At 71.0% G+C, this 10,754-nt stretch carries 12 protein-coding genes; 9 read left to right on the forward strand and 3 right to left on the reverse strand.

Annotated elements, in window-relative coordinates; translation table 11 throughout:
* Positions 1-316: 316 nt before the first annotated feature.
* Positions 317-820, reverse strand: coding sequence for a DUF2716 domain-containing protein (locus E2E34_RS25410; RefSeq protein ID WP_138904245.1), 504 nt, complete (start codon positions 818-820; stop codon positions 317-319).
* A gap of 66 nt (positions 821-886) precedes the next feature.
* On the reverse strand, positions 887-1,954 hold the full coding sequence (locus tag E2E34_RS25415) for an AraC family transcriptional regulator (protein WP_138904246.1): 1,068 nt from the start codon (positions 1,952-1,954) through the stop codon (positions 887-889).
* A gap of 142 nt (positions 1,955-2,096) precedes the next feature.
* Here E2E34_RS25415 and E2E34_RS25420 point away from each other — a divergent pair, with 142 nt between their 5' ends.
* Positions 2,097-3,806: an AMP-dependent synthetase/ligase gene (locus tag E2E34_RS25420; protein WP_244316081.1), complete on the forward strand. Its 1,710-nt coding sequence runs from the start codon at positions 2,097-2,099 to the stop codon at positions 3,804-3,806.
* Between the two features lie 102 nt (positions 3,807-3,908).
* Here the strand turns inward: E2E34_RS25420 and E2E34_RS25425 are convergent, their stop codons facing one another.
* Positions 3,909-4,112, reverse strand: coding sequence for a cold-shock protein (locus tag E2E34_RS25425; protein ID WP_014144190.1), 204 nt, complete (start codon positions 4,110-4,112; stop codon positions 3,909-3,911).
* A 296-nt stretch (positions 4,113-4,408) separates the two neighbouring features.
* Here E2E34_RS25425 and E2E34_RS25430 point away from each other — a divergent pair, with 296 nt between their 5' ends.
* The 8 genes from E2E34_RS25430 to E2E34_RS37270 all read left to right on the forward strand — a co-directional run.
* Entirely contained in the window at positions 4,409-5,272 is an 864-nt protein-coding gene (locus E2E34_RS25430; RefSeq protein ID WP_138904248.1) for a menaquinone biosynthetic enzyme MqnA/MqnD family protein, read from the forward strand.
* A 185-nt stretch (positions 5,273-5,457) separates the two neighbouring features.
* Positions 5,458-6,429 (forward strand): CDP-alcohol phosphatidyltransferase family protein, encoded by a 972-nt coding sequence (locus E2E34_RS25435; RefSeq protein WP_208765334.1) that lies wholly within the window; start codon positions 5,458-5,460, stop codon positions 6,427-6,429.
* A gap of 136 nt (positions 6,430-6,565) precedes the next feature.
* Positions 6,566-6,883 carry a hypothetical protein gene (locus E2E34_RS25440; protein WP_138904249.1) on the forward strand — a complete coding sequence of 106 codons (318 nt, stop codon included), beginning with the start codon at positions 6,566-6,568 and terminating at the stop codon, positions 6,881-6,883.
* 174 nt (positions 6,884-7,057) lie between these two features.
* Positions 7,058-8,254, forward strand: a complete 1,197-nt coding sequence (gene mqnC / locus E2E34_RS25445) for a cyclic dehypoxanthinyl futalosine synthase (RefSeq protein WP_138904250.1) — start codon at positions 7,058-7,060, stop codon at positions 8,252-8,254.
* Between the two features lie 7 nt (positions 8,255-8,261).
* Positions 8,262-8,852 carry a hypothetical protein gene (locus E2E34_RS25450; RefSeq protein WP_138904251.1) on the forward strand — a complete coding sequence of 197 codons (591 nt, stop codon included), beginning with the start codon at positions 8,262-8,264 and terminating at the stop codon, positions 8,850-8,852.
* Between the two features lie 85 nt (positions 8,853-8,937).
* Positions 8,938-9,633, forward strand: a complete 696-nt coding sequence (locus E2E34_RS25455; RefSeq protein WP_138897197.1) for a demethylmenaquinone methyltransferase — start codon at positions 8,938-8,940, stop codon at positions 9,631-9,633.
* Between the two features lie 8 nt (positions 9,634-9,641).
* Positions 9,642-10,550, forward strand: coding sequence for a glutaminase (locus E2E34_RS25460; protein ID WP_138904252.1), 909 nt, complete (start codon positions 9,642-9,644; stop codon positions 10,548-10,550).
* Positions 10,551-10,608: 58 nt separating this feature from the next.
* On the forward strand, positions 10,609-10,754 hold a 146-nt coding region (locus E2E34_RS37270), incomplete at its 3' end, for a zinc-ribbon domain-containing protein (protein ID WP_138904253.1).

A 10,754-nucleotide genomic window follows, 5' to 3' on the forward strand; every position in this document is an offset into this window, starting at 1 on the left:
GTGCCCGGAACGGCGATGGAGGTGGTGGAGTGCGTCGTGCTGAGGGCGAGAGCGGCTGCCAAGGTGGTGATGACGGCGGCCAGTCTGCGTCGGGCGGGGATGCGGGTGCGGCTCGGGTGACTCATGCGGCTCTCCCAACGTTCCTACGGGGGGCTGGGGTCGTTGCCGAGACGGTAGAGACTGACCGGTAGGTACGGAGCTGACCGGGAAGCTCAGCTTTGCTGACCCCGCATGTCAACGACGCAGGGGCGATGCAGGGACCGGGGGTGGGCGGCTTCTGCTGGAGGGGCCCACGCCGAGCGGTCCCGGGAAGCCTCTACTTGCCGGACCTGCGGATCGGAGGGCCGAGAACCTTGTCGATCTCCGTTGACACGGCGTCGAGGAGTTCTTCGCCGAACAGGCAGAGCGAATGCTCCCAAGGGTGCCCGAAGCTGCCCGTGCGGAAGTCTTCCGAGAGGTAGATGAAGTAGTCGCCGTCGGGATACGGGCTCAGAGGCCAACGCGGCTGTCCTGGTCCGCCGACCTCGTGCGGCGCGAAGCGGTACGACGTGTGCTGCCAGTCGAGCGCGATCAGCGTGCCCCGCGGGCCGACGCAGGAAGTCAACCCGCGCTTGACCGTGGCGACCAGGTGATCCAGAGGTTCGTACGGCTCCCCGTCGGGCAGCGAGTCCAGGCTCCAGGTGACCGACGCGGAAGGCTCCTTGATGGCCGGCCACGTGAACGGGCTCATACTCGGCCGAAAGCCGAACTCCTCGTAGAAGTGCCCCCAGACGCGTCCGTACTCGTCTTCCGGCAGCTCGGCCACGGGCTCTTCAGTCATCCGATGATCTTATCGAGTCGTCGCAGAAGGGAGATCGTTTACGAACCGTCCCCGGCGACGCGGCCCTCACTCCGCACCGGCGCCGACCCGATAGGCCGCCGGTGTGGTCCCCGTCCAGCGGCGGAACGCGCGGTGGAACGACGTGTCCTCGGAGAAGCCGAGCCGCGCCGCCAGTTCCGCGATCGGTTCGCGGCCCTCCGTCAGGCCCGCGATCGCCGCGTCCCGCCGCACCGCGTCCTTGAGCTGCTGGAACGACGTCGACTCCCGCTGGAGGCGGCGGCGCAGTGTCGCCGGGCTGACCGCGAGCCGTGTCGCCGTCTCGCCCAGGGAGGGCAGCCGGGGCGACGCGCGCAGGGACTGCGCCAGGGTGTGGCGGACCTGTTCGGCCACGGTCGTGCCGTATTCGCGGCGGCTGAGGAGTTCGAAGGGGGCGCGGCCGAGCATCACACGCAGCTCCGCCTCGTCCCGTACGAGCGGGGCGGCGAGCCAGTGCGCGTCGAAGCCGGCGGCCGTGCGCTCCGCGCCGAAGCGGACGGGGCAGCCGAAGAGGGTGTCGTACTCGTCCTTGTGCGGCGGCGGCGGGTAGTGGAACTCCGCCCAGCGCAGGGGGATGCGCCGCCCTATCAGCCAGCTGCACAACCGGTGCCAGATGATCAGCAGGCACTCGCTGAGGAACCGGTCCTCGTCGCGCTCCGGAGCACCGCGGACGCTGAACGCCGCCCCCGGGCCCCCGCCCCCGCGTTCCAGCGCGAGGTCCGGGCCGCCGGGGAACAGCCGGTAGAACGCCGTCCCGCGCTCGACCGCCGCTCCCAGGTCCCGGCAGCCCAGCGCGGCGTAGCACATCATCGCGAACGTGCCCGGTCTGCTCGGTTCGGACGCCAGCCCCAGGAACTCGTCCCGCGTCGCCCGGTACAGCGCCCGGAAGAGGCCCGCGAACTGCGCGGCGGTGACGCGCGCCCGGTCGTCGCCGAGCAGCAGCGGCGGGATGTTGCCCGCCTGGAGCAGCGGCACGGTGTCGATGCCTCGGCGCTCGGCGCCGCGCAGTACGGCCCGTACATGGTGCACGGTGATCGTTCTCTTGGCCGTGGTCACTGTTCCCGCCGCCGAAAGCGCTCCCGCAGCCGTGGTCGCCATAGTCAACGACGGTAACCGGGATGAGCGGCGCGGTCAGTGCCGGTGACGTTTCCCGTCATCCCCCGTGGCCCCGTGCCGTACCTACCGTCGGACGCATGAGGCGAATCGAGCAGCTCGGATGAGGCGGCCCGGCACACTCGCGGTGTTCACCGCATGGGCGGGGGACCGGTACGGCGACCATCCGGCGCTGCGGGCGAAGGGGAAGCCGCCCGTCTCGTACGCCGAACTGCGCGACACCGTCCGCGCCATCGCCGGAGTGCTGGCCGGGCCGGGCGCCGGAGTCCGGGCGGGGGACCGCGTGGCGATCCTCTCCGAGACCCGCGTGGAGTGGACGTACGCGCACTTCGCCGTGCTCGCGGTGGGCGCGGTCGTCGTCCCCGTCTACCCCACGGCGGGGGACGAGGAGCTTGCCTGGGTGCTCGCGGACTCCGGTGCCACGGTCGTGATCTGCGAGAACGCCGAGCGGGCCGCCCGGGTGGCGGGCGTGCGCGCGAAGACCCCGGCCGTGCGCCACGTCCTCCTGCTGGACGACCTGCGCCCGGCCGCCGGACCGGCCGCACCTCCCGACGGGGAACTGGCGGCGCGGGCCGCCGCCGTCGGGGACGGCGACCTCGCGGCGATCGTCTACACGTCGGGGACCACCGGGCTCCCCAAGGGCTGCCGCCTCACCCACGGCAATCTCGGGGCCGTGCTCGAAGCCAACCTCGACCTGATCGGCGGCGGGCCGGGGGACCGCACGTACCTCTACCTGCCGCTCGCCCACCTGCTCGCCCAGCTCATCCAGTTCACGACCCTCCTGCGCGGCGGCGAGCTCTGCTACTTCGGCGGCCGGATCGAGGACGTGGTGAGCGAGCTGGCCGAGGTGCGGCCGACGCATCTGCCGTCCGTCCCCCGGCTCTTCGAGAAGGTGCACGCCACCGTCCTGTCGCTGGCCGAGGGGCGGGAGGGCGGCCGCGAGAGGTCCGACGAGGCGGTACGGATCGGGGTGCTGGCGGCGGAGGGGCGGCTGCCGGACGAGCTGGCGGCCGCGTACGAAGAGGCCGACCAGCGGCTCTACAGCCTGGTCAGGGCCGTCTTCGGCGGGCGGCTGCGGTGGGCGCTGACCGGCGCGGCCCCGATCGCCCCGCGGACGATGGACTTCCTGCGGGCCTGCGGCATCCAGGTCTTCGAGGGGTACGGGATGACCGAGTCGGGCGGCGTCATCTCGCTCAACCACCCGGGCGCGGTCCGGTACGGGACGGTCGGCCGCCCGGTCGCCGGCTGCGAGGTGCGCATCGCGGAGGACGGCGAGGTGCTGGCGCGCGGTCCGATGGTCTTCCCCGGCTACCACGCGAACGAGGCGGCGACGCGGGAGACGGTCGACGCGGACGGCTGGCTGCACACCGGGGACCTCGGGTCGCTGGACGGCGACGGCTACCTCACGATCACCGGCCGCAAGAAGGACCTGATCATCACGTCGGCGGGGAAGAACCTCACCCCGACCACGGCCGAACACGCCGTCCGGCAGCAGTCGGCGCTCGTGTCGCACGTGGTGATGGTGGGCGACCGCCGCCCGTACCCCGTCGCGCTCATCACCCTGGACGCCCAGGAGGTCGCCGCCTGGGCGGCCCGCGAAGGCCGCGACCCGGGGGACCGCGAGGCGCTGCGCGCCGTGGTCCAGGAGGCGGTCGACGCGGCGAACGCGCGGCTCTCCCGCCCGGCGCGGATCCGCGCCTTCGCCGTACTCGACGAGGACTTCACGGTGGACGCAGGCGTGCTCACGCCGACGCTGAAGGTCCGGCGGCGGGCGGTCGCCGAGCGGTACGCCGCCGAGATAGAGGCGTTGTACGCGGGCGGCACCGGCACGGGGTGAGCGCGGCATCCGCCGCCCAGTACAGGCAGGAGCCCCGTTCCGGACGGAACGGGGCTCCTTGGGTACTGCTTACTCCGACCGCGATCAGGTCGGCCCGGGCAACTAGACCGGGGTGACGTTCTCCGCCTGCGGGCCCTTGGGGCCCTGCGTGACGTCGAAGTTCACCTGCTGGTTCTCCTCAAGCGAGCGGAAACCAGCCGCGTTGATCGCGGAGTAGTGGACGAAGACATCCGGGCCGCCGCCGTCCTGGGCGATGAAGCCGAAGCCCTTTTCAGCGTTGAACCACTTGACGGTTCCGGTAGCCATAAGCCCTCCCATGGGCCAAAGGGTTGCCCTGCTCCAGAACCTGCAAAGAAGTCTGAAAACTACAAAAGCCTGCGGGTCACATGCTCCGCAGGCTCTGTACTGCAAGGGAAACCAAACTGCAACTTGCGGCGAGCGTAGCACGCACTTCGAGGAGAGTGGAAGAGGGAAAGATCACGTCACCCGGAAGTTTGACAGCGTCCATCAGAGCGTCTTCCAGCTGGCCTTTCCCTGGTAACCGACTCGCCCCGGACCGCCCCGCCGTCGGGACCGGCCGTGGACAGGTCTAGCCTCGGGATGTGGACAATTCAACTGCTGTCGACCACCGTCGCAGCCGGCCACGTGTCGGCCACATCCAGTTCCTGAACTGCCTGCCCCTTTACTGGGGGCTGGCCCGTACCGGAGCGCTTCTCGACTTCGAGCTGTCGAAGGACACCCCTGAGCGGCTGAGCGAGCAACTCGTGCGCGGCGATCTCGACATCGCGCCCGTCACCCTCGTCGAATTCCTGCGCAACGCCGACGATCTCGTCGCCTTTCCCGACCTCGCGGTCGGCTGCGACGGGCCGGTCATGTCGTGCGTGATCGTGTCCCAGGTGCCGCTGGAACAGCTCGACCGGGCGCGGGTCGCGCTCGGTTCGACGTCCCGTACGTCGGTGCGCCTGGCGCAGCTGCTGCTCGCCGAGCAGTACGGCGTACGCCCCGACTACTACAGGTGCCCGCCCGACCTCGGCGTGATGATGCAGGAGGCGGAGGCCGCCGTGCTGATCGGCGACGCGGCGCTGCGGGCCGCGCTGCACGACGCTCCGCGGCTGGGCCTGCAGGTGCACGACCTGGGGCAGATGTGGAAGGAGTGGACGGGGCTGCCGTTCGTCTTCGCCGTCTGGGCCGCGCGCAAGGACTACCTCCGGCGTGAGCCCGGGGTCGTGAAGAAGGTCCACGAGGCGTTCCTCACGTCGCGCGACCTGTCCCTCGAGGAGGTCGGCAAGGTCGCCGAGCAGGCCGCCCGCTGGGAGGTCTTCGACGCGGAGCTGCTGGAGCGCTACTTCACGACGCTGGACTTCCGCTTCGGCCCCGAGCAACTGGCGGGTGTACGGGAATTCGCCCGCAGGACCGGTCCGACCACCGGGTTTCCGGCCGACGTCACGGTCGAACTGCTCGACTGACCCGGGATCGCCTCACCCTGCGGCGCGGCGTCCCTCGCCTGCGGTTCTCGGTCTGGGAATGCCGTCGACTCGGGTGATCATGCAGACCGTTACCCCGGAGTAAAGGTTGTATGGCGCACATCTGGCTTCTTGGTGAACAAGCGTCCTAGCGTCAAGCGAACACTCAGACGCCAGGAAAGTTGATCATGCTCCGAGAAATGCCGGCCCTCGCCGAGGTGCGCCGTACCACTGAGAAGAAGCGCGACGCCTGGTGGACCGTCTTGCTCGTGGACCCGGTCGCCACCCCGCTGGTCCGCTGGACCGCGATGTGGACCCGGATCACCCCGAATCAGATCACCTGGGTCGCGCTGCTCCTCGGCCTCGGCGCGGCGGGCTGCTTCGCGGCGGGAAGCTGGGGCTGGCTGCTGGTCGGGGCCGCGCTATACCACGTGAGCTTCATCCTCGACTGCATGGACGGCAAGCTCGCCCGGCTCACCGGGACCGGCTCGGTGTTCGGTGCCTGGCTGGACTACGTCTTCGACCGGGTGCGGGTGCTGGCCTGTGCCGTGGCGTTGATGGGCGGTCAGTTCACCCGGACCGGCGAGATCATCTTCCTGTGGCTGGCGCTCGCCGTCGTCTTCCTCGACATGCTGCGCTATGTCGACGCGCTGCAGATCTTCAAGATCCGTCACGGGATGCGCAAGCAGATCAAGACCCGGGTGCGCGCGGCCCGCAAGGCCGAGAACCAGCGGGAACTCGCCTTCATGGAGGACATGCTGCGCGACAACCCCGAGGCGGACGTCGAACACGAGCAGACCAGGGCGGAGGAGGAAGACTCCGCCGAGGCCGCCGAGGCCGCCGCGCCGGGATTCGCGGCCCCGGTGCGGCCGGGGAAGGCGACGGTCGTCGACCTGCACCAGGAGTTCCGTCACCGCTTCCCCTGGTACGCCCGGTTCCGGACCTTCCTGCTGCGACGCCGCATCCGTACGCACCTGGTCAGCGGCATCGAGTTCCAGATGGCCGTGTTCATCGTCGCCCCGGCGGTCGATGCGGTGGCGCCTGTGACGATCGGCGCGGGTGTGCTGCTGCTGGTCTTCGAACTGGCCATCATCTACAAGCTGCTGCTGTCGACCCGGGACTTCGCCCGCACGCTGAAGTCCTTCGAGCAGACGGCCTGATCCGGCTCGTACCGCTGGAGCTGCCGCGACGGTGTCAGCGGGCGGCCTGGGCTGACGCGATCACTTCTCAAGATCGCATAGGATGGGGTTACCAGCTGGTAATGACCTCATTTCGAACCAGACCAGGGGGAAGCTCATGCTTCGACGCATTTCCACGCTCGCTGTGACCGCAGCGATGGCCGGAGGCGTTCTCTTCACCGCTCTGCCCGCCCAGGCCGCCCCGGCCGCCGGCCAGCAGAGCGTGTCCGCGATGGCCGCCCGCGGCTCCATCACGGTCAACATCCGGCAGCTGCAGCAGCAGTCCCAGGACCTCAAGAACAAGGCCAAGCAGCTCGACCGCCTCGGCGCTCACGAGGAGGCCAAGCGCTGCCGCGCCCAGGCGGCGGCCATCGACAAGAGGGTCAAGCAGCTCCTCGAATCCGAGAACGGCGTCTCGCGCCCCTTCGGCCGCTGACCCTCGGCGCGACGCGGCACGTCCGCACCGCCCCGCCACCCGCCCCGTACGCGTCGGGGCGGGCGGCGGGGCCGCCCCGCCCTCCGGCGAGGACGCCCCACCGCCCGCAGCCCCGCACCGGGGCTGGCGTAGGCTGGGCCGGTCCGTCCACACCCTGCCGAAAGGGACACTCCGGTGACTGAGAAGGCCGACCTCACAGCCGTCCTCGACCGCGCCGCTGAGGGTGGGCGGATCACCCCGGAAGAGGCGCTGGAGCTCTACCGCCACGCGCCGCTGCACGCGCTCGGCCAGGCCGCCGACGCGGTGCGCCGGCGTCGCTACGCCGGTACCGAGCACATCGCGACGTACATCATCGAGCGCAACATCAACTACACGAACGCGTGCGTCACCGCGTGCAAGTTCTGCGCCTTCTACGCCGCGCCCAAGAGCGACAAGGTGTGGACCCGCGACCTCGACGACATCCTGCGCCGCTGCGCCGAGACCGTCGAACTCGGCGGCACGCAGATCATGTTCCAGGGCGGTCACCACCCGGACTACGGCGTCGAGTACTACGAGGAGCACTTCGCCGCAATCAAGGCGGCGTACCCGCAGCTGGTCATCCACTCCCTCGGCGCGTCCGAGGTCGAGCACATGGCCCGCATCTCCGGCGTGAGCGCCGAGGACGCGATCCGCCGCATCCACGCCGCCGGCCTCGACTCGTTCGCGGGCGCCGGCGCCGAGCTGCTGCCCGAGCGGCCGCGCAAGGCCATCGCGCCGCTCAAGGAGTCCGGCGAGCGCTGGCTGGAGATCATGGAGCTGGCGCACCGCCTGGGCGTCGAGTCGACCTCGACGATGCTGATGGGTACCGGCGAGACCAACGCCGAGCGCATCGAGCACCTGCGGATGATCCGCGACGTACAGGACCGGACGGGCGGCTTCCGCGCCTTTATCCCGTACACCTACCAGCCGCAGAACAACGCGCTGAAGGGCCGGACGCAGGCCACGCTCTTCGAGTACCTGCGCCTGATCGCCGTCGCGCGCCTCTTCCTCGACAACGTCGCCCACATCCAGGGCTCCTGGCTGACGGTCGGCAAGGAGGTCGGCCAGCTCTCGCTGCACTACGGCGCGGACGACCTCGGGTCGATCATGCTGGAGGAGAACGTCGTGTCCTCGGCCGGGGCCAAGCACCGGTCGAACCGGATGGAGATCATCGACCTCATCCGCAAGTCGGGACGCGTGCCCGCGCAGCGCACGACGACGTACGAGCACATCCTTGTGCACGACGACCCGGCCAACGACCCGGTCGACGACCATGTCGTCTCCCACCTCTCCTCCACGGCCATCGAGGGCGGCACGGCCCACCCCGAGCTGAAGATCCTCAGCACCAACTAGGCCCCCCGTGCTGACGATTCACCGCCCCCTCGCAGGCGTCCGGCTCGTCGCGGACCACCCCGGCGAGGAGCGGACGGACGCCGGGCACGCGGTCGTCGTGGACGGCCGCCGCTTCGCCGCCGTCGGGCCGTACGAGGAGCTGTACGCCGCGTACGGCGACCGGGCCCGCGTCCGCGAGTGGGACGGGCTGCTCACCCCCGGCCGGTACGAGCCCGACGCCGCCGCGCTGCTGGGCGCCGCCTACTGGCCCGACCCGCGCGAGGCCGACGCCCTCGGCGCCGAGAAGCTGACCGGCGCCGCCCTGGCCGCGCTGGAGATGACCGGCCCCCGCCGGGGCGCGAGTGCCCGGCGCGGGGTGCAGCGGCTGCTGTCGCGCGGCACCACCGTGCTCGCCGGGCCCTTCCCCCGGCCCGAGGTCCGCAACGCCGTCGAGCGGTCCGGGATCAGGTGGTACGAGCACCCCCCGGCGGAGGCGCGCCCCCGGGCGCTGGTCCCGTCCGGTGTCGCGGACTTCGCCGTGTTCGCGGGCGAGCGGGGCGACGGGCCGTGCCTGGTCACCGCGCTCGACGGGCGGCTGGTGTACCGCGGGCGGGTGTGACCCCTCCCGCGCGGTACGGCCGAGTACGCGGCGAAGGCCGATTCCGCTGACGGAGGCTTCGGGACGTACTGCTTGAATACGGAGCATGACCCGCGCATCCCTGAACAAGCAGCCGCACGAAGTCGCGTCGATGTTCGACGACGTGGCGGCGAACTACGACCTCACCAACGACGTCCTGTCGCTCGGGCAGGACCGGGTATGGCGCAAGGAGGTCGCCAAGGCCGTGAACGCCCGCCCGGCGCAGAAGGTCCTCGACCTCGCCGCGGGCACGGCCACCTCCTCGCTGCCGTTCGCCGCCACCGGCGCGTACGTCGTCCCGTGCGACTTCTCGCTCGGCATGCTGCGGGAGGGCAAGAAGCGCCACCCCCACCTGCCGCTGACCGCCGGTGACGCGACGAAGCTGCCGTTCCGCGACGACGTGTTCGACGCGGTGACGATCTCGTTCGGCCTGCGCAACGTGCAGGACACGGACGCGGCGCTGCGCGAGCTGTACCGGGTCACCAAGCCCGGCGGGCGGGTCGTGATCTGCGAGTTCTCGCACCCGACGTGGACCCCGTTCCGCACCGTCTACACCGAGTACCTGATGCGCGCCCTGCCGCCCGTCGCGCGGGCCGTGTCCAGCAACCCCGACGCGTACGTCTACCTCGCCGAGTCGATCCGCGCCTGGCCCGACCAGGCGGCCCTGGCGTCCCGGCTCCAGCAGGCCGGCTGGTCCAAGGTCGCCTGGCGCAACCTGACGGGCGGCGTCGTCGCCCTGCACCGCGGCGTCAAGCCGCAGTAGAGGTCCCCGTGGACTACCAGTCGGTCCTGGAGCGGATCGCGCGGGACGTGGTGCCGCAGGTCGGCGGCGGCAGGCCCGCCGAGTACATCCCGGCGCTGGCCTCCGTCGACCCGCGCCGCTTCGGCATGGCCATCGCCGACGTCGACGGCACGGTGTACGGCGTCGGCGACTGGCAGCGCCCCTTCTCCACCCAGTCGATCACCAAGGTCTTCACGCTCGCGCTGGTCCTGGCCGCCGGTGACGACCTGTGGGAGCGCGTCGGCCGCGAGCCGTCCGGCAACCCGTTCAACTCCCTGGTGCAGCTGGAGTACGAGAACGGCATCCCGCGCAATCCGTTCATCAACGCGGGCGCGCTCGTCGTCACGGACCGCCTCCAGACCCTGACGGGTGACGCGAGCTCGGAGCTGCTGGAGTTCCTCCGCCAGGAGTCCGGCAACCCGGGCCTGGCGTTCGACCCGGAGGTGGCCGAGTCGGAGTCCGCCCACGGCGACCGCAACGCGGCCCTGGCGCACTTCATGGCGTCGTACGGCAACATCACCAACCCGGTGCCCACCCTCCTCGACCACTATTTCTGGCAGTGCGCGATCGAGATGAGCTGCGCGGACCTGGCCCTGGCGGCCCGCTTCCTGGCCCGCCACGGGCTGCGCGCGGACGGCTCGCGCCTGCTGACGCGCAGCGAGGCGAAGCAGATCAACGCGGTGATGCTGACCTGCGGGACGTACGACGCGGCCGGCGAGTTCGCCCACCGGGTGGGGCTGCCGGGCAAGAGCGGCGTGGGCGGCGGCATCGTCGCGGTGGTCCCGGGGCGGTGCACGCTGTGCGTGTGGAGCCCCGGCCTGGACGAGCGCGGCAACTCGGTGGCGGGCGTGACGGCCCTGGACCGCTTCACGACCCTGACCGGCCTCTCGGTGTTCTAGCAACCCCCGGGTGTTCGAGGCGAGTTGACGCGACCCGCACGCCGGGCAAGATAGGCCCATGCCGCTGCACTGCCCGCACTGCGCGACCGAGGTCTCCGACGACGCCCGCTACTGCCCGAGGTGCGGCCGCGAACGCCTGCAGCCGCAGTACGCACCGCCCGTGCCCCTGGAGGCCATGGAGACGGCGACGGCCGGCCCCGGCCC

Source organism: Streptomyces albidochromogenes (assembly GCF_005981925.1).
Classification (GTDB): Bacteria; Actinomycetota; Actinomycetes; order Streptomycetales; family Streptomycetaceae; genus Streptomyces; species Streptomyces albidochromogenes.

What these genes read in the sequence shown, in the direction of transcription:
- E2E34_RS25455 (WP_138897197.1), top strand. Translation starts at nt 8,938, where the DNA reads ATGACCCGCGCATCCCTGAACAAGCAGCCGCACGAAGTCGCGTCGATG.
- E2E34_RS25435 (WP_208765334.1), top strand. Translation starts at nt 5,458, where the DNA reads ATGCTCCGAGAAATGCCGGCCCTCGCCGAGGTGCGCCGTACCACTGAG.
- E2E34_RS25410 (WP_138904245.1), bottom strand. Translation starts at nt 820, where the DNA reads ATGACTGAAGAGCCCGTGGCCGAGCTGCCGGAAGACGAGTACGGACGC.
- E2E34_RS25415 (WP_138904246.1), bottom strand. Translation starts at nt 1,954, where the DNA reads ATGGCGACCACGGCTGCGGGAGCGCTTTCGGCGGCGGGAACAGTGACC.
- E2E34_RS25440 (WP_138904249.1), top strand. Translation starts at nt 6,566, where the DNA reads ATGCTTCGACGCATTTCCACGCTCGCTGTGACCGCAGCGATGGCCGGA.
- E2E34_RS25425 (WP_014144190.1), bottom strand. Translation starts at nt 4,112, where the DNA reads ATGGCTACCGGAACCGTCAAGTGGTTCAACGCTGAAAAGGGCTTCGGC.